Here is an 18,557-nt window from a genome sequence, read left to right as displayed (position 1 = left end):
ACTGCCGACCCCCTACCGATTTCCCTCGTAAGCCTTTGTTAATGTTAATTCTATACAAAGATCCCAAGCGGGGACATTAGGGGACAGAAGATGTCAGCAGAGTTATTGGTACTGGACAGTTTGGTCGCAGACATCGCAAATTATGCTAAATTGCAGTTGTTTGAAGGCAATCATTCAGGCGCCTATTTCGCCGCCTATGTGAAACTGTCCTGGAGCGCGCAATCCGGATCTCCCTGCTATACGGATTGTCAGAACATCATCGATGCTCTTGGCATGTTGCGAGACTTGAAGAGTCAGGATGACTGCGAAGACGAACAGATAGACGGCTATTTCGTGGCAATGACTTCCGCTCTGTGCGAGCATTTCCCGGAAATCGACAAGGTTCCAGGCGATATCGATGCGATCCGCCGCATGGGCGCAGCCCTGCGCAAGGTTGCCTGATCAAACCCGAGACCAGCCTTTTCAATTCATTTCCTGCGACGCGAAAGACTGATGCCGGAGCGCCAGGCGAGGCGCCCGCGCAAGACCGATCCCCCCCTATTTGAGATGCTCGTCAAGCCGCGGCATCAATTCCACGAAATTGCTTGGCATGTGCCGATAGTCGAACTGCGGCTCGAAAATTCCGTCCCATGCGTCCTTGCAGGCACCCGGAGAGCCTGGAATGCAGAAAATGAAGGTCGTGCCAGCGAGCCCGGCGGTGGCGCGGGACTGAATGGTCGTGGTGCCGATTTTTTCGAACGAGATTTTATGAAACAGCCATGAAAAACCATCCATATGTTTGTCGAACAGCGGCGACATCGCTTCCGGTGTGATATCGCGTCCGGTGAAACCCGTTCCGCCGGTCGAGATGATCACCTGAATAGTGTCATCTGCGATCCACGCCTTTGCCTGCGCCTGAATGGCTTGCCGGTCGTCCTTGACAATGGCCCGGTCGCTCAAGATATGTCCGGCGGCGAGCAACCGCTCGACCAGAATGGTGCCAGACCGGTCATCCTCCTGCTGGCGACTGTCCGAGACGGTCAGAATGGCAAATTTTACAGGCACAAAGGGGCGAGGGGCCCCGGCATCGATTTGGGTCATGGTCTTGACGTCCGCAAAGGAGGGGAAAGCCAAAGCAAAGCCTGTTTCCGGGGCCTTGTCAAGCATGGGCCATGTGCATGGTCATGTGTATGGGCCATGTGCATGGGGCGGAACGGAATGCCAGCGCCTTGCAGGTGTAAACACAAGCCTATCGTCCGATATAGCGGTCTCGACGATGATTGATGGCAATGATGGCGTTGACGATGACCGAGCCGAATATCGACCAGGCAACAATCTGCCATGGGAAATAGAACAGAGCCGAACCGAAAATGACCAGATCCAGCAATTGCTGGGCATAGCCTGCCTTGAAACCGGTAAATTCCTGAATGGTAACCGCCATGGCCCCGGCTCCGCCAAGGCTTCCCTCGTGACGGATAATGGCCAGTAGCCCCGCGCCGCAGCTGGTGCCGAAAGCCAGCATGCCCGCCAGCGGATCGAGATGGTCAAACTGGATCAGCGGTGGCAGCCACTTCATGGTGACGGAAAGGGCCACCACACATAGCACCGACTTGATTGTGAAACGCAGTCCCATGCGATGATAGGTGAACCAGTAGAATGGAATGTTGACCAGAAAGAACATCGTGCCGAAGTCGACACCTGAAATGTAGGAAATCAACAGCGCGAGCCCGGCAGTCTGGCCTGTCAGAAAACCCAACTGGGTCAGAAACACCATACCAAGCGCGCAGGTGAATACGCCAAAGGCAAGGCCCTGAAGGTCTTCAAGCAGACTGTGTCTATCACTGTCATTGATGGCTGGCTGATCACTCATGCATTCATGCTTCCGGTTTGGGGCTGGCTCACAGCAGCATGTACAGAACCCGAGGCCCATACGCCAGTTCTAATTGGGAAATTTCATAAATGCGCAAAAAGACTTCCAAGGCCCGCAGGCGCGAGGCACTGCAATCGGCAAAAACAGAGCGATCCGTCTTCGAAAAACCATCGGGAGTTTGGGGGACAAAGGATGGCTCATCCCTGAATGCCCAAGCATGATGCAAGCCGGTCTTGGGGAGACCGGACTTGCCGCTCTGGCATTCGGTGTCAAAGACGGATCGTCGGTTCGGCGAACCAGGCAAAGCCAAGTCCAGCCGTACCGAAAAGGATAAATTACTTTTCTGATGTTTTTGCTGGAACGGGCCAAAGCCGCATCGCCCGTGTCCAATGTGGAAGGCTTATAAACTAGAGCATCTGAACAAGATCTGAGTTCCTTGTTCATTATGTATTCATATTGGCAACAAAGAGATGATACTTGTTGCCATAAAGGGGCCAATAAGAGCCTTGCTGAAAGCTTGCCCGGACCAAAAAGAAACACACCAAACCTCAATATGTGGCTTTGGAGGTCAATTCTTGGTGAGATCGGCCCGCTGCGCGATCTGAAAGGTTGGGCCACGCTGTTTGATGTACTGAATGTCCACGAGGTACAAGACAAAAAGAGGTGCTATGGCGGAGAAGGAAACGGAGAAGCGAAGGGAGGCTTTTCTATTCAAACGTAACATGACCACTATCGAAGCTTCCTACCGCACACCTTGCTGAGATTGGATTTCGATACTGATCTGAGTTTTCAGCAACGATGGTCACTTTTCGAACTTCCCTAGGCTTGAGGTTTCTTGCATTACCCTCTCCCGACCAAGTGAAACCATCTTTGTTTTCTAGCTGACATTGGAAAGAGATGGTTCTGACATAGCTAGTGCCGTTTTTCACAGAGAGCAAAACTCTTGAATAGTCTGGATCGATTTTACTCGTTTCTACCTTTTCTACTAAAAAGGAAAACGGACATGCGCAAGAATCTGCGGCAAAGACTTGTGAGGAAATCAATATAAACAGAGAGGCAAAAGCGATGCGCATATCAATAGAACCTCTGTTCGTGAGTAGCTAGATCTTCGAAGACGGAACAAATCAAGATCGCCACTGTCGGCCTTTTTTAACTCAGTCCTGATCATTCTTCAAACTCATTCCGTAGCCAGTAGCGGTATATCCTTCTTCTTCTAAAAACGACTCCACAATAATTGACGGTTGTAATAGCGTAGATGCGCTACCGAAAACAGTGAGGTCCCCATGTCAGAAGATGCCGTAATTCTAGTCTTATTGTTTCTATTTTTTATTGTTGTTCCGGCAATCCTGATAGCTGCAATTGTTAAGCTTAGGAGAAGAAACAAAAAAATAGCTAAACTAAAGCAAATGCTGGATCCTTTGCTTTCCATTAATGAACAAGTTGAGCAGGCACAAAAAGAGGTCGTTAAAAAAGAACAAGAACGAAGGGAAGTAATCGCAGAAGTTAATCGTGTTAAGGATGAACTTCAGAAAATAAAAGAAGATTTGAACGGTCTGGAAAATGAGTACGAATTATATTTGAATGGTTATTCTGCTCCAGAGTTTTCGCTTGAAGACAGTGCCGCCTATGTCATGGCCATCAAGCTGAATAAAGAGGAACAAAAGGAACTGATTCGACAAAAGATTGCGGTTGTTTGTTCTACAGACTGGGAGGTTCATGGCTCAAGAAAAGATGGGAAAACCATGGTCAACAGAGCCATTCGGCTCACTCTACGGGCATTCAATAATGAAGCGGATTTATTGATTAGCAAGGTTACCTGGAGAAATGCGAGCAAAACAAAAGAAAAAATCCAAAGGGTGGCGGAGATACTGAATGACCTAAATAGCGGTTTGACCATCTGTATCCAGCCGCAATTTATTGCTTTGAAGCTAAAACAAGTTGATTTAGTCAACGAACAGGCACTGAAAAAAGAAGAAGACAAGGAACGGCTTCGCGAACAAAGAGAACTTGAGAGGGAAGAAGCTAAGGCCCAACGCGAAATTGCTGCTGAAATGAAAAGGCAGGAAAAGATAGAGCGAGAAAAGCAACAAGCTTTGGCCGAAGCGCGAAAAAGGCTTGAAATTGCCAGTGGTGAGCACAGGGCGGCATTGGAAGAAGAAATTTCAGCAATTGAGGCAGAGCTGGCCGAAACCATGCATCAAAAAGGCCGTCTGCTCTCAATGGCAGAACAAACAAGGATTGGCCATGTCTATGTTATTAGCAATAAAGGCGCCTTTGGTGCCGGTGTTGTTAAAATCGGAATGACACGCAGACTGGAGCCTCTGGACCGCGTAAAAGAACTTGGAGACGCTTCCGTTCCTTTCCCGTTCGATGTTCACGCTATGATTTTTTCTGATGATGCTCCTAAGCTGGAGAAAGAACTTCACCATGAGTTCGCACAATATCGCGTCAACCGGGTTAACAACAGGAAAGAATTTTTTAGGATTGGGCTCGACCCGATCAAAGAGGCGATTGAAGAAAGAGTTCCGGGAACTCCTTTCAAGATAGATGCCCCATCAATGGAATACATGCAGTCCCAATGAATATGTAAGGGGTAGACAAGAAGGTCGCCATATGCGGACTTTCTTATTTAATAAGATTGTAGTTCTTCGCAGTCCTCGAAACAGAGGAACAGTGAGTCCTTTTTGCGTTCAGGTCATTTGAAAAAAGGCAGCAGCCTCCATGCGTGTCGTGTTCTGGAGGTGGCTTGGAAAGCTCATAACCTTGGCTCCCCCTCCTTTTTTATCAATGCGTATTACAGCCGTTAGTCGTTTTGATGCGTCTGATGGTCTGAAGCGGATGTCTGGTTTTGGGCTCTTGGAGCGATCCGGGCAGTTGGTACACTCAGTCATCATTTGCCAACGATGACAGAGGAATGGTCCCTGAAATCGGACCGTGACCGTGTAGCTCATGTAGTGTCTTGACAATCCACATGGCACTGTTTCAGAAAAACTGTTCGCAGTACATATTGCGCTGATCATGGAAACAAGGAAAAATCCGGCTTTTCTTATGATCCCGATTGCATTAGGGTCCGCGGCGAGCCTTCGGGTTTCATGGCCCGAGACGTGGCCGCTCGCAGTCCTTGTCTTGCCCTTGTCGGGTGAGGCAACAACAGACCGTACCATTTGAACAATCAGTTCCGTTCCTCGCGCTTCAAATCTGAGCGCCGGAATTGCTCCAAGACGAGATGCTTTAGAAAAATGACCGACATTCTTGCCCCCCACATGCAGCCGAAACGCTCTTTCCAGGGTATGATTCTGGCCTTGCAGAATTATTGGGCCGATTACGGCTGCGCAGTTCTTCAGCCCTATGACATGGAAGTCGGCGCCGGTACGCTTCATCCTTCGACGACCCTCAGGGCGCTGGGGCCTCGCCCCTGGAATGTTGCCTATGTGCAGCCCTCCCGTCGTCCCACCGATGGCCGCTACGGTGAAAACCCCAACCGACTGCAACATTACTATCAGTTTCAGGTGCTGCTGAAGCCGAGCCCGAAAGACTTGCAGGATCTCTATCTCGGCTCCCTTGCCGCGATTGGCATTGACAGCTCTGTCCATGATGTCCGTTTTGTGGAAGACGACTGGGAAAACCCCACCACCGGATCCTGGGGGCTTGGCTGGGAATGCTGGTGCGATGGCATGGAAGTTTCACAGTTCACCTACTTCCAGCAGGTGGCTGGTATTGAATGCGCCCCGGTTGCCGGTGAGCTGACATACGGCCTTGAGCGCCTTGCGATGTATGTGCAGGGCGTCGACAATGTTTATGATCTCAATTTCAACGGTCGTGATGGGGCCGAGCGGATCACCTATGGTGATGTGTTCCTGCAAACCGAACAGGAATATTCGCGTCACAATTTCGAATATGCCAACACCGAAATGCTGTTCCGCCACTTTGCAGATGCCGAGGCCGAGTGCCGCGCTCTGCTGGAACAGGGCGAGAAGGCTGGCGCGGAAGCGGGCCTGCATTATTGTGTATTTCCCGCCTATGACCAGTGCATCAAGGCGTCCCACACCTTCAATCTTCTGGACGCACGCGGCGTGATCTCGGTGACCGAGCGTCAGAGCTATATTCTGCGGGTGCGCGAACTGGCAAAAGCCTGCGGCGAAGCCTTCCTCAAAACCAAGGCCGGTGGTCTGGGCTGGGAAGGCTGACGGGAGCCTCCCGCTCCTGGCAAGGTGCTGCTCTCTCTGAAAACGGGGAACGACACCCCACAAGACAGCAAAAAACCGGCATTGGAACCCTCCATGCCGGTTTTTTATGTGTCGAACCGAGAAGGCTGATCGTCAGTCTTCTTCTTCTTCCTCGTTATCGTCACTTTTGCTTTTGCTGCGCGCTTTGGCGCTGGCATTGCTGTTTTCAGAGTTGCCAGCCCCGTTGCTGTTGCCCGGACTTGATGTCACGGTTGAGCTGGTGCTGCTGGTCAGTCTCGCAATGGCATTGGCGATGGCGACAGAGCTGGCGTTCGAATTGGAGAGCGCCACCAGAGCATTGCTTTTATTGCTGCTGCTTGCGCTGGCAAGGGCCGCGGCAATTGCGCTGGATGTGACCGTGCTTGAAGCGGTTGCCGTGGATGTACTGGAGTTGGAGCTAGAGCTAGAGCTTGAATTGGAGATTGCGGCTTTCTTGGCAGACTTGCCTCCCGCATTGCTTGTCTTCACCTTTGCGCTCTGTTCCGAGTTGGATTCAGAAGACTTGCCACCCGACGAAGATGCGCTGTTGAGCGACGCCTTGCTATTGGCCGACTTGCCGTTCGCATTGCCGTTGCTCTGACCTGACGCGGTTACAGCCGCCTTGACCTGGGCGATCGGGGCTGTCTTTTTGGCAGATCCCGGCTGAAGGGCCGTTTTCTTGCCATTGACAGTGACGGTCGCGTAGAAATTGGGCTTGGTCACCTTGGATTTCAGCTTGCGGATTGCGGGTTTCTTGCCCTTTGCCTGCACCGACAGTTTCGTCGTTCCGTTGGCCGCTTTCTTGACACTTGCTTTCTGCCCGCGGGTGATTTCCGTGGTATTGCCGGTCTCACCGTTGGAAACCTCCACCCGGCCAGACGAAACGCTGACTTCGGAACTGCTGCCCCCAACCGCAACAGTGAAAACGGTTCCCTTGACGACCGCCGTCAGATAAGGGGTTTTGACCGCAAAATGCTGCACATTCTGTTTGTTGACAGAAAGCTGCAAACGGCCACTCTGCTGTAGGATCAAGGTCTTGCCCGGCTTGATATATTTGGCTGGCGGGATCGCCATGATGGCCCCTGGGCCCACCTGAATGCGTTCCTCCCCGCGCTGAAGCAGCAGGCGGGTCCTTGCCTGAGTGGAAAGCGTCTGGCCGGGATTGAGAACAGATCCCTTTTTGACGAGAATGGCCTTCTCGCCCTTTTCCGCGATATAGGCTGTGCCGGTGATTTTCTGGACAAGCCAGCTATTCGTTGTTTGCGCTATCGGTTTTCCAGTAAACAGAAATAACGACAACACCATCAGAGCAACGCGCCACATATGCTCTTCCTTCCTTCAAACCTTTCACATTGTTTTCATTATCAACACTCAAATGAAAACAAGAGGTCTATCTACTTCTTATGAATTCACTTGCAACCTTTGCTGCATGTCGCAATTTATACGGATGGAAAAGTTAAATATTGACGACTTTTTGATCGGATGTGATGATTTCTCTAGCCTTTTCAAAGACATTGCTTAATTAAGTATTTAAAACATTGATTGTTGTGACAATGTCAAAATTATAGTGCCTCAAGGGCGGTCATTTTTGTCTTTCATGGCTTTCAATTGAGCGCGGAAACGTTCGCAAGGGTCCTCTTCATCGACCCTTGGTGTAAACCAGATATAATCATAAAGCGCCGGGCCAAAAGCTGGATAGGCGCGGGCGTTCTCCTCTCCGCGAACCACTTCCACAAAGGCAATGCGCAGCTGTTTTTCGGGCCGATCCAGAAAAATCGGCACCCCTCTGTCCTTGCGAACATGCCCGTTGCCCGCGATCAGAATGACGACATCGCTTTCTCTCTGTGCCCGTCGCATGGCGCGTGCCATGTGCGCATCCTTGAAGCGTTGCATTGAAACCATGGGCGACACCGCGTCCCGACCGATCATGCCGCAATGGGCCTCGACCAGCTCATCGACAAGATCCTCCCTTTGTGCCTCGCTATAGGTCTGGTCCCAGCGCAGATCATCAAGAAGTCCGTCGGAAAGCTGAGACCCGCGTCCGACATCCATCAAGGTCTTGCGGTCAGGATTGCCAGCCCCCAACACCATCGAATGGCTGAGGGCCTGTCTGAAGATCGGCTGATAGATCGCCCAGTCCGGCCAGCCGCGTTCCTCCCATTCGAGAGCCTCGCCAAGAGCCGCGAGCCTGGCATCAAGCATCTCGGCGGCGGATCCCGCAGCACCATTCTCTCCTGCAAGGGGCTTTGCCCGTCCGGCATTGACCTCATCAAGGACCTTGCTCTGGCCCGGTTCAAGCATTTCGAAAATCACATGCGCCCTGTTGCTCCACTGGCCGATACCGTCCAGCATCTTTGCCTGCAAAAGATGGTGACGCGGATTGTCATGCTTCTCGCCCAAAAGGATCATCTCGGCGGATTCAAGGGCTGTTTCAATCTCTTGAATCGTAGCGGGCGCAGCGTCTGAGGTGCGCCAAATCGTCTCGGCGAGCGGATGGTCATGGAGCAACATCGGTATATGGTCCTGTTCGGTTTTGGCCATATGCAAGGGGACAAAGGCACCAATAGCCACAATGAATGCAACATATAGGGGCGCCATGGGGAGGAAGATCGAGCGAAAATTGCATTGTGAGCGCATTTCTGGGTCTCCTTGACCATCTCTTGCGGGGCGATGCGGCATCATATGGCATTTGGATGAGCCCCGCAGCAAGGAACTGCGCTGCTACAATTGGACCATGGGAGGTGTCCAGGAATAATGCATCAGGTGACAAACTCAGGCTTGCACTTTGATCTGGCTCCGGTAATCTCCATTCTGAAGACCGATCACGTGGGAAAACGGTCTGGAAAAAGGGGAGAAGAAAACATGCTGTTCAGTTGGGTCCTGCTCGGAATCGTCGTTGTTCTGGGCTTGTATGCCATATCCATCTACAACAAGCTGGCCAAGACACGGCAGATGGTCAATGAAGGTTGGTCCGGAATTGACGTGCAGCTCAAACGCCGCGCCAATCTCATCCCCAATCTGGTGGAATCTGTCAAAGGCTATATGAGCCACGAGCGCGAAACGCTTGAAAAGGTCACCGAAATGCGGGCAAGGGCCTCAAATGCAGCATCCGGCGGGGCCGCAGAACGCTCTCAGGCCGAGGGCAATCTCTCGAAGGCGCTCGTCAATCTGATGGCTGTTGCGGAAAGATATCCCGATCTCAAGGCCAATGAGGGGTTCCAGAATCTGCAAAAGCAACTCTCCAGCGTCGAGGATGATATCCAGCTCTCGCGTCGCTATTACAACGGAACGGTACGGAACCTCAACGTCATGATTGACCAGTTCCCGTCCAACATCGTGGCTGGTTTCTTCTCCTATGCGAAGAAAGATTATTTCGAACTCTATGATGAAGAAGACCGCGTGGTGCCCAAAGTCCAGTTCTGAAAAGGGCCCTGAGGCAAACGATCACAAACAATAACAGGAAAAAGAGCAGAGGACAGGAATGATGCAGTCTCGCAGTGGAACCGGAAAAGCAATTCTGACCGGTATTTTTGCGGTCTGCATGCTCGTCTTGGGCGTGCTGGAAGCCGCAGCTTACGAGCGTATCACGGACTATCAGGTTGTCATTTCGGTCCACAAGGACCGTCATGTCGACATTTCCGAATATATCGAGGTCGAGGTCGAAGGTAACATTTTCCAGCGCGGGCTGTTGCGCGACATTCCCGTCATTTATCGCTCTCGGGACGGCTCGGTCGAAAATCTGAGCCCCAAAATCCACGCCATCAAGCGCAATGGGCAAGATGAGCCCTATCAGACCAGCCATGATGGGCGCTATTTCCGCATCCGCATCGGGGACGCCAATATTTTTCTTCCCCACCAGCGGCATCGTTATGAAATCCATTATTCAGTAGAAGATTCCATCGGTTTTTTTGAGAATTACGATGAAATCTACTGGAACGCCATCGGTGACGAATGGGCCGTTGGGATCGATCAGGCAAAGGTCACTGTGCGCCTTCCCGACGGAGCTGAGATCAAGGACTATTCGGTTTATACCGGCAGAGCGGGCCAGAAGGGTGACAATTATCAGTTGGTTGAAAAATCAGCCGGTGAGGTGACCATTCGATCCAATCATTCGCTTCCATCCGGTGAGGGCATCACCATTGCCGTTGCCTGGCAAAAAGGCATTGTCGAGGCTCCCAGTGAGGTTGAGCAGGCCTGGAACAAATTCGTCGACAACAGCCCGATCATGGTGCTGATCCTTGCGGCGCTCGCCCAGTTGGCATGGCTTTACAGCGCATGGCGCAAGGTCGGACGCGATCCCGAAGGCGGCGCGATCTTTCCGCGTTTCCATCCTCCCGCACATGTGTCCCCCGCGGTTGCATCTTATGTCACCGGGCTGGGGTCTTTCCAGAAAAGCAGCCAGACCTCTTTCATGGCGGCGTTGGTCGACCTTGCCATCAAGGGCTTTGTTTCCTTTGTTGAGGGAAAGGGGCGCAAGAGTGACATGACGGTCCGGCGCGAGAGCAGCGCCTGGAGTGAAGGGCTTCCCGCCGGTGAGAAGGCCCTGTTTGCAACGCTGATGCGTGGCAGCGATTCTGTTCGGTTCTCCGACATGCAATTCAACACCATGGCGCGGATCATGCGAGCCTTCACGGGGGCGGTTGAGCGTGAAACCGATCAGGTCTATTTCCGCCGCAACACCGCCTATCTGGTGCCAGGTTTCATTCTGGCCTTTCTTGGTATCCTCGGTTTCATCGTTCTTTCGGTCGGCTTCGCCTCGCCCTTCACCTTTCCCTTCTTCGAGTTGGTGTCCGCTGCGGTCATTAGCGGTTTTCTGTTGCTTGTGATCAGGCTTGTCAACGCCGCGCGAGGCAAGGGAACCGGCTTCCGTCTGGGAAAATTGAGCTTTGTTCCCTTCATGGTGATTGTTTTCCTGGGAGCCATCGTCTCAAGCGAAATTTCCCTCAATGACAGTCTCGGGGTCACAAATATCCTTGCCGTGATTGTCATCATCCTCATGGTGCTTGGCCTCGCCTTCTTTTCCGACTGGATGAAAGCTCCGACCAAGCTCGGCAGGGAAATGCTTGACGAGATCGAGGGGCTGAAAATGTTCATGACGGTGACAGCCGCGCAAAATGCCCAGCAGGCCGAAGCTGCGGGCATGCCGGAATTGACGCCCAAGCTTTATGAGGATCTTCTGCCCTATGCCATCGCGCTTGGAGTTGAGCGGAAATGGTCAAGGATTTTTGAAGAGAAAGTCTTCTCCCAACTGCCTCCCGATCAGCAATATCATCCCCATTGGTATGTCGGCCATTTTGACCCGATGCGACCAACCCAGTCGCTGGCCCATATCACCGAGACCATTGGTACGGACCTGTCCAGCGCCATGACCCCTCCGGCAACCCAGAGTTCGGGTTCCTTCGGTGGTGGCATGTCTGGCGGTGGCGGCGGCGGTGGTGGCGGCGGCGGCTGGTGAAGTGCCTCGGCAATGGAGATCAACGGGACGGGACGGGAAGAGCCGTCCCTTTTCATTTGCCGGAACGTCACTCCCGCCTATCCTGCCTTATCCCTGATGGGAAAGGCGGTCCGAGACGGGGCGAAAGCTGCGTCTGTGATGGGGGCAGACCCCGAGCCGGTCCAGCGCTTCCAGATGTAGCCGGGTGCCATACCCCATATGCTGTTCAAAGCCATATCCGGGAAAGGCGCGCCCGATCCGCATCATCAAGTGATCCCGCGTCACCTTGGCAACGATTGACGCGGCGGCAATGGAGACAGACCGGCTATCCCCCTTGATCACGGACCGGCCCGGACAAGGGGCTCCGGGAGCCACATCCCTGCCGTCAAACAGCGCATAGGCGGGCTCGATGGCAAGACCTCGCAAGGCCCGCGACATCGCCCACAGGGTTGCCCCGCGAATATTCAGCGCATCGATCTGACGGGGCGAGGCCGAGGCAACACAGACGTGCGCCGTCTGGCAAATGACATCGAACAGCATTTCCCGCCTGGCTTGCGTGAGTTTCTTGGAATCATCAAGTCCCTCCGGGATCGCGTTCGGATCGAGGATAACTGCGGCGGTGACGACAGGACCGGCAAGCGGTCCGCGCCCCACCTCGTCAACGCCCGCAACCGGTCCGGCAAAGCGGGCCATGGCTTCGCTTTCCAGTGCGAAGTCCGGCCCCATCTGCCTGTCTTCAAACAGCGAGCCCTGTCTGTTGGCGTCCTTGCCGGTGGATTTGCCGGATGTCTTTCTGGCACTCATTGGCTTGTCTCTTTTCCGACTGGTCCGACGCTGCCAAATCGCAATCCCGGAGCCGGACGCTCAACCTGTACCGAGCGCCGAAAGCGATAGAGCTTGGCCGGACGTCCGCCCGTGCTGGTGGAACTGGCCCCTGTTGGTTCCACCAACTGGCCTTGCTCGACCAGACGACGGAAATTCTGCTTGTGCAGATGCTGGCCCGAAATCGCCTCGACCGTCTCCTGCAACTGTGTGAGGGTGAAGCTCTGGGGCAACAGCTCGAACACCACCGGGCGATATTTCAGCTTGCTGCGCAGGCGGGAAATGGCTGTTGCCAATATGCGCCGGTGATCCATCTGCATGGGCTGTCCGAAAAGCGGTTTGGCAGGGTCTGGCGCAAGGCCGCGATCCTTGTAATGCTCGGTCACGAGGCCCGCCTCATAGAGCAGTTCATAACGCTCCAGCACGCGCTCCTCATCCCAGACCGGACCATCGATGCCGAAAGACAGGCGGAGCCTCTGTTTCGGACTAAGCGGCTTGTTGCCATCATCAGGTGCATCCCTGGCCCATTGCTCAAGGGCCGGGATGATCTGCTCGTCGAGCAGGGCAGGGCGGTCTGCACGCCAGTCTTCCCAAGGGAAGTGGCTGTACCAGCTGCGCCAGCCCCAGCCAAGTTCCGACAATTGCGCTTCGGCCCCGCCATCGGCATGCTCTCTTAGCTGGGTCAGGGCAAGATAGCCGATGGAAACTTCATGGGGCTCGCTCTCATCGCTCTCCAGCCGACGTCCGCGATCACCGAAGGTATAGAGTTGTTCGACATATCCCAGTCTGAGGCCGGTCAGTTGCTTCACCCAACTGCGCAGGCCCATTTCCAGCGTGCGATGGCGTCGCGGCTCGAACGGTCCGAACGGCAGGGCGGCCAGGTCGGCATCCGCCGCATAGGGACTTGTCGGGCTTGGCTGCGATGCCCGTTGCTGTGCCATGCCGGGCAGCCGAACCTCAAGAATGACCGGGCTGAGATCACGGATCGCGATGATCGCGGCATTGAGGCCGATGGAAATCGGGCGCGGCATTTCGGACGGGGAACTCTCTTGCAAGGGGCACCTGTCAAATCATGAAGGGATACGGCCCTGATTCTGGCCTCGGCTCGCCAGAACTATAATCCTTTGCAAGGCAATGGAAAACCGGCTTTGAGCAGACAAGGCATACTGCCTCGACCGGTTTGGCCTTCCTCGCAACGGCTTTGAGGCCAGTGGTCTGGAATGGCCCCTGACACCGCAAGACGACAATGCCGCATGAAAAGGAGCGGCACGAGAAGGAAAAGAGAGCGCTCAGATATGTGGCATGGCAAAGACATTGCCTTCATAGCAATCGACACCCCGGCCGATGCTGCTGATCGCTTCGATCATTCTTCCGTCTCTTTGCAAAATCCGGTCTGCCAATTCCACCAGCCGCTTGTTCGGTGTCGCAGGGGGCGATGCCTCGCGCAGATCTCGCGCGAGCTGCATTTCGTCAAGATCGGGTCGCAAGGCACAGGCGGCAATATAGGCCGAGGCAGTGGACCGGCTCACCCCGGCCCAGCAATGCACCACCATGGGTTCGGCCTTGTCCCATTTCAGAAAGAAGTCAATGAGGATCCTGACCTGCTGCTCGCTGCTCAGTTTGAAGCCCGGCATGCTGACGCCAATATCATTGAGGCCGAGAAAAAGATGATTGTCTTTCGCGATTCGTCTGGGCCGCCGAACTTCCATTTCGGGATTGACCACGCTGACAAGGTAGGACGCCTGAACACGCTCCACGACTTGATCGAGTTTTGCAAGTGGGCAAACATAGAGCATGCTGCAACACCGTTCCTTTATTTCGTTATCATGGGAACCGGTTTCATCCGGTTCCTGCTTGGGGACCGAAAGGCCCGGCCCGAGTGGTCAAAGAGTAGCAGCAAAGCATCTGTTCCGCTTGTCCATGATGCTACCTCTTTGGTCGAAAGGACTGCCCCGCAAGACCAATGAACAATCCCTCTGCGATTGCCCCGGCAAGGTGCCTTTGAAGATGTTTCGCCCGTTGCGGCTACGCATCCAGTTGCGCGAAGAGTTGATGAAAGCGCTCCAGAAATGCATCCTGAGCCTGCTGTGTGCTCCAAGGCTTTATCGGCAGTGGTAACGTTTCAGCTCCGTTGGGTGCACCAAACAGCTGCAAGGCTTCCTCTTGTGCAAAACCGGCCAGATGGATTGCTTCGAAATAGGCAGAGATCCTGTCTGCCTGCTTGATCTTGCGCTTGAGTTGGCTGCTCAGGCGAGGCGACAGACCAAACCGGATATGGATCGCTGCCTCAAGGCGTTCTTCGATTCGCTTGTAATCCTGTCCGATAGCCGACTTGAAGGGAGAAATCATGTCACCGATCACATATTCCGCCCCGTCATGCAGCAGTGCCGGCAGCAAACTGGAAGCCGTCATGTCGGGATAGGTGTGCTTGAGAATCATTTCGACGATCAGGCTGTGTTGCGCAACGGAAAAGGGATGTTCCCCGAGCGTCTGCCCATTCCAGCGGGCCACCCGCGCCAGGCCGTGCGCGATATCCTCGATTTCGATATCGAGCGGCGAGGGGTCGAGCAGATCGAGCCGTCGACCTGACAGCATTCTTTGCCAGGCTCTTGGCATGTCCGGTTTCAAAGCCATGAGTGTCTCCATTCTTCTCGCGTTTCGTTTAGCGCACTGGAGCGCAAAATAACATCGCGAATCCACGATGAGAGGCACTTTGTCACCAATGCCGATCAGGCTCTTGATCACACTGGCGATTTGTGAGCAATGCCGCGCTTCATCGCAGGGTGCCGGAAGCCGAATGTCTGCGGCAAATGCTTCCCCCGATCTGACTTGTAGATTTCTAATATCCGAATATATGAACAAATTTATGAAACAGGGCCTTCTTCACCAGGCAATCGACCAATGAAAAAGATGAGATTTTTTTTCAACAATAAATGGTTTGGCTTTTTGATTCTATTTTTTGAGGTTTAAATACAACAATTAAAGCGGCTTACCGACTGTGTTTTGAATCATTCTAAGAAAATTTGCTTTTTGTTCATCGTTAACGCGTTGTTTTCACGTGGGATTTGCATTGACTTTGAGAAGCGTTCGCATCAATCTGCATCTCAATCAAAACCTCTGGTATGGAGGAGACGCTCTCGCTGAGAGCGAAATTGCCGCCGATTTGGGCCTTGAACCCAACTTTGGAGAATGAAATGAGAAGACGACTTGGCTTGTCAATGACAGCCGCCGCCTTGTTGATGTCCTCGTCCCTTGCGTCTCATGCCGCAAGCGAAGTGAATATCTATTCCTATCGGCAGCCCTTCCTGATCGAGCCGCTCTTGCAGGCTTTCACTGAGGAAACCGGCATTCGCACCAATTTGATTTTTGCGAAAAAGGGTCTTGAGACACGCATCAAGGCCGAAGGGGAGTTTTCTCCCGCCGATCTTTTGCTCAGCACCGATGTCGGACGTTTGCAGGCGGCCAAAAATCAGGGCATCGCGCAGCCCGTTTCTTCCGAAATCCTGCATCAGAATATTCCGGCCCGGTTTCGTGATGAAACGGATCAATGGTTTGGTCTGACAACCCGCGCCCGCGTTGTCTATGCGTCGAACGAGCGTGTCGCGGACACGGAAATCACCTATGAGGATCTCGCCGATCCGAAATGGAAGGGGCGGATTTGCACCCGCTCAGGCCAACATGATTACACCATCGGGCTCATCGCTTCGATGATCGTGAATGACGGTGAAGAAGCCACAAAGACCTGGCTGGAAGGCGTCAAGGCCAATCTGGCGCGCCGCCCCACTGGCGATGATCGCGCCCAGGTCAAGGCCGTCTATGCCGGAGAGTGTGATATCGCGCTGGGCAATACCTATTATATGGGCAAGATGCAAACCAACGACAAAGAGCCCGAACAGAAGGAATGGGCCAAGTCGGTGCGCATCCTGTTTCCCAACAGCAAGGATCGCGGCACGCATGTCAATATCTCTGGCATGATGCTTACCAAATATGCGCCAAACAAGGACAATGCCATCAAGTTGATGGAATTTCTCTCCTCGGCCAAAGCGCAGCAAATCTATGCAGAAGGCAATTTCGAATATCCTGTGCGACAGGATATCGAGCCCTCAGAGCTGGTCAAGAGCTGGGGCAGTCTGACGCCGGATGCCGTGGCATTGGGGAAAATTGCCGACGCGCGGCAAAAGGCTTCGGAATTGGTCGATATCGTCGATTTCGATGCCGGAGCGCGATAGGGGCAAAGGCCCCTCGTAAAACAAAGTCAGGCCCTTCGGTTGCAATTGAGCCAACCGGGCGGGCATCTCTCCGGAAGGCACCTTGCAAGAGGGCAGAAGGGGAGGAAAGAGATTGGACGAAGAAGACCCACAATTGGCCCGTCCCCCGGGTTCAATTTGGTCACGCAGTACTGGTCCTACTGCCTGTTCCAGCGGGTCATTCTTCGCCAATGCCGCACTGATCAAAGACAAACGCGATTCTGGTCCTCTCGCGTGGCTCAATGATCGGTGCAACAGAAGGTTCTGCAGTCGATGACTGGGAGACGAAGCTGGTCCCTTCTCTCCGGAATGTCATTGATAGAAGCGGTCTTATGCATAACGGTTTTGACCCGGCAAGACAAGAATGCAGACCTCGAACATAAGGCAGACGGTTGATCAAGTGCAGAAAGCTGGTCCCTTTCCGCATCATTCACCCACCGAACTGCATTTATGTGAGTGCCACGGCGGTCTCCACGCCGTGGCACTCTTTTTTATGTCTTTGCAATTGGGATGAAGGGGTTACGAGGCGGGCTGCTCTTCGGACTGACGATCTGTTCCCCGCGTCACCACCAGTGTGATGATCGCCGCAATCAATGCCACGCTTGAAGACAGAACCGCCGTGCGATAATCGCTGATGCTGGCGATGATCCCCATGATCGAGCCACCAAACAGGCCGGAAAGCGCCATGCTGTTCGTGTAGAGCGACATGGCGTTGCCGATGAAACCGCGCGCGAATGACTGCATGAACGTGATGGAGACGGCGGCGAAAATGCCGAAATAGGTTCCCTCAATGGCTGCCGCAAGCACCATCTCTGCCATGCTGCTGACCGTCGAAAGATAGCAGTAGCAGACCACCCCCAGAAATCCTGCCAGAATCATCGCATTGCGCGATCCGAACCGCTTCAGCAGTTTCGGTGTTCCAAGGATGATGATGACCTCGAAGAAGCATTTGACCGTGAGTGACAAGCCCGGTGCCACTTCTGGCAGGTGGGCCTCCTTGATCAGGAACAAGGGAGAGGAGGCGAGCGCCAGCGCATTGCCAAGGGAGATGAAAAAGCAGGCAATCGTGGCCGCCATGAGCGGGAAATTGAAGTTGTGAACCTGTTCATTTCGAGCAAGGGAGGCATTGGACGTCCATGTGCGCCGGAAGGGCTGGCGGAAGGTTATGAACCAGGCCAGCAACCACAGACAGCCAACGGCAAAAGCCAACTGGAAGACAATCATATGGCCAAGAATACCGGCAAGCGCAAAGCAAAGGGCTGGGGCGATCATCCAGGCCAGCGACATCATGGCTCTTACCCGGGAATTGAATTTTGCCGTATCGAGCTTGTTCTGATCCGAATAGAAACGGGCAAAGCTCAGGATTGTTCCCGGAGCCGTGTTGGCAATGGCAAGGCACAGCGCATAGATCGTGATCAGCGTCCAGTAGCTGGTGTAGATCAGCAAGGAGCCCATGGCGACCAGATAGGACAGGATCGACACCATGAGCAGTCGCCTGATGTCCCACCCATTGTCGATGCCCTGTCCGACATAGCGGTTCGCCAGAATGGTCATGGTTGTCGCCAGAACGGAAAAGACACTGATCATCAGCGGTGACCGGTTCAGATCCTCAATGATGAACAAACCAATGAAAGGCATCGTTGCCGCATTGGCAAACGAGCCTGTAAAGACCATGACAAGAACGAGATATTGGTTGGGCATTGTGGGGGGTATTTCATAAAGACGCTCACGCGTTGTTGCCAACGCGAGTGTGAGCGCAAGTTGATATGAGTAAAAAAGCCCCAAAGAAGGTGAAAAGGAGCCAGGGCCGGACTCTTCCTAACAGATAGCAAAAATTGCATGGCTTGGTCAATGAACTCGACAGCAATAGCGGCATTTCCTGCGTCTTGTCACAAGACAGTCCGGATTGACCTGATCATGGCATCCGTGTAAACATGAATTGAATAGTCATAATATTGACGACCTACGCCCGAGCCAAGAAACGCCTGATGCACGTGCAA

16 protein-coding genes are annotated in these 18,557 nt (G+C 53.5%); 6 read left to right on the top strand and 10 right to left on the bottom strand.

What is annotated here, in order from left to right:
* Positions 1-90: 90 nt before the first annotated feature.
* Positions 91-441 (top strand): hypothetical protein, encoded by a 351-nt coding sequence (locus tag ACHZB8_RS14835; RefSeq protein ID WP_316861452.1) that lies wholly within the window; start codon positions 91-93, stop codon positions 439-441.
* A gap of 96 nt (positions 442-537) precedes the next feature.
* Here ACHZB8_RS14835 and moaB read toward each other — a convergent pair whose 3' ends face one another.
* From moaB to ACHZB8_RS14820, 3 genes are all read right to left on the bottom strand, one after another.
* Positions 538-1,080, bottom strand: coding sequence for a molybdenum cofactor biosynthesis protein B (moaB, locus tag ACHZB8_RS14830; RefSeq protein WP_316861595.1), 543 nt, complete (start codon positions 1,078-1,080; stop codon positions 538-540).
* A 148-nt stretch (positions 1,081-1,228) separates the two neighbouring features.
* A complete protein-coding gene (locus ACHZB8_RS14825) occupies positions 1,229-1,849 on the bottom strand; it encodes a YitT family protein (RefSeq protein WP_316861451.1) in 621 nt (206 codons plus the stop codon).
* A 707-nt stretch (positions 1,850-2,556) separates the two neighbouring features.
* Positions 2,557-2,922, bottom strand: a complete 366-nt coding sequence (locus tag ACHZB8_RS14820; RefSeq protein ID WP_316861449.1) for a hypothetical protein — start codon at positions 2,920-2,922, stop codon at positions 2,557-2,559.
* A 210-nt stretch (positions 2,923-3,132) separates the two neighbouring features.
* Between ACHZB8_RS14820 and ACHZB8_RS14815 the strand changes: the two genes are divergently transcribed.
* Both ACHZB8_RS14815 and ACHZB8_RS14810 read left to right on the top strand, forming a co-directional pair.
* Positions 3,133-4,431, top strand: a complete 1,299-nt coding sequence (locus ACHZB8_RS14815; protein ID WP_316861448.1) for a DUF4041 domain-containing protein — start codon at positions 3,133-3,135, stop codon at positions 4,429-4,431.
* 657 nt (positions 4,432-5,088) lie between these two features.
* Complete coding sequence (locus tag ACHZB8_RS14810; protein ID WP_316861447.1) at positions 5,089-6,036, top strand: glycine--tRNA ligase subunit alpha; 948 nt, start codon at positions 5,089-5,091, stop codon at positions 6,034-6,036.
* Between the two features lie 132 nt (positions 6,037-6,168).
* Here the strand turns inward: ACHZB8_RS14810 and ACHZB8_RS14805 are convergent, their stop codons facing one another.
* The gene (locus ACHZB8_RS14805; RefSeq protein ID WP_316861446.1) at positions 6,169-7,377 is read right to left on the bottom strand and encodes a FecR domain-containing protein; all 1,209 of its coding nucleotides are present in this window, start codon (positions 7,375-7,377) and stop codon (positions 6,169-6,171) included.
* Positions 7,378-7,626: 249 nt separating this feature from the next.
* A complete protein-coding gene (locus ACHZB8_RS14800; RefSeq protein WP_316861444.1) occupies positions 7,627-8,691 on the bottom strand; it encodes a ChaN family lipoprotein in 1,065 nt (354 codons plus the stop codon).
* A gap of 225 nt (positions 8,692-8,916) precedes the next feature.
* Between ACHZB8_RS14800 and ACHZB8_RS14795 the strand changes: the two genes are divergently transcribed.
* Both ACHZB8_RS14795 and ACHZB8_RS14790 read left to right on the top strand, forming a co-directional pair.
* Positions 8,917-9,477, top strand: a complete 561-nt coding sequence (locus ACHZB8_RS14795) for a LemA family protein (RefSeq protein WP_316861593.1) — start codon at positions 8,917-8,919, stop codon at positions 9,475-9,477.
* A gap of 58 nt (positions 9,478-9,535) precedes the next feature.
* Positions 9,536-11,509: a DUF2207 family protein gene (locus ACHZB8_RS14790; protein ID WP_316861442.1), complete on the top strand. Its 1,974-nt coding sequence runs from the start codon at positions 9,536-9,538 to the stop codon at positions 11,507-11,509.
* Between the two features lie 87 nt (positions 11,510-11,596).
* Here ACHZB8_RS14790 and ACHZB8_RS14785 read toward each other — a convergent pair whose 3' ends face one another.
* From ACHZB8_RS14785 to ACHZB8_RS14770, 4 genes are all read right to left on the bottom strand, one after another.
* The gene (locus ACHZB8_RS14785; RefSeq protein ID WP_316861440.1) at positions 11,597-12,292 is read right to left on the bottom strand and encodes a ribonuclease HII; all 696 of its coding nucleotides are present in this window, start codon (positions 12,290-12,292) and stop codon (positions 11,597-11,599) included.
* Entirely contained in the window at positions 12,289-13,341 is a 1,053-nt protein-coding gene (locus ACHZB8_RS14780) for an NAD regulator (protein ID WP_316861591.1), read from the bottom strand. Before ACHZB8_RS14780 ends, ACHZB8_RS14785 begins: the two co-directional genes overlap by 4 nt.
* A 258-nt stretch (positions 13,342-13,599) precedes the next feature.
* Positions 13,600-14,106 carry a tyrosine protein phosphatase gene (locus ACHZB8_RS14775; RefSeq protein WP_316861438.1) on the bottom strand — a complete coding sequence of 169 codons (507 nt, stop codon included), beginning with the start codon at positions 14,104-14,106 and terminating at the stop codon, positions 13,600-13,602.
* 229 nt (positions 14,107-14,335) lie between these two features.
* Entirely contained in the window at positions 14,336-14,944 is a 609-nt protein-coding gene (locus ACHZB8_RS14770) for an HD family hydrolase (protein ID WP_316861437.1), read from the bottom strand.
* Between the two features lie 560 nt (positions 14,945-15,504).
* Here ACHZB8_RS14770 and ACHZB8_RS14765 point away from each other — a divergent pair.
* On the top strand, positions 15,505-16,539 hold the full coding sequence (locus tag ACHZB8_RS14765) for a Fe(3+) ABC transporter substrate-binding protein (protein WP_316861436.1): 1,035 nt from the start codon (positions 15,505-15,507) through the stop codon (positions 16,537-16,539).
* A 537-nt stretch (positions 16,540-17,076) separates the two neighbouring features.
* Here the strand turns inward: ACHZB8_RS14765 and ACHZB8_RS14760 are convergent.
* On the bottom strand, positions 17,077-18,258 hold the full coding sequence (locus ACHZB8_RS14760) for an MFS transporter (protein ID WP_316861434.1): 1,182 nt from the start codon (positions 18,256-18,258) through the stop codon (positions 17,077-17,079).
* Positions 18,259-18,557: the final 299 nt, after the last annotated feature.

The sequence above is a fragment of the uncultured Cohaesibacter sp. genome (assembly GCF_963556055.3).
In the GTDB taxonomy this organism is placed as follows: Bacteria; Pseudomonadota; Alphaproteobacteria; order Rhizobiales; family Cohaesibacteraceae; genus Cohaesibacter.
Note: the sequence above shows the minus strand (reverse complement) of the source record. Positions and strands in the feature narration are given on the sequence as shown.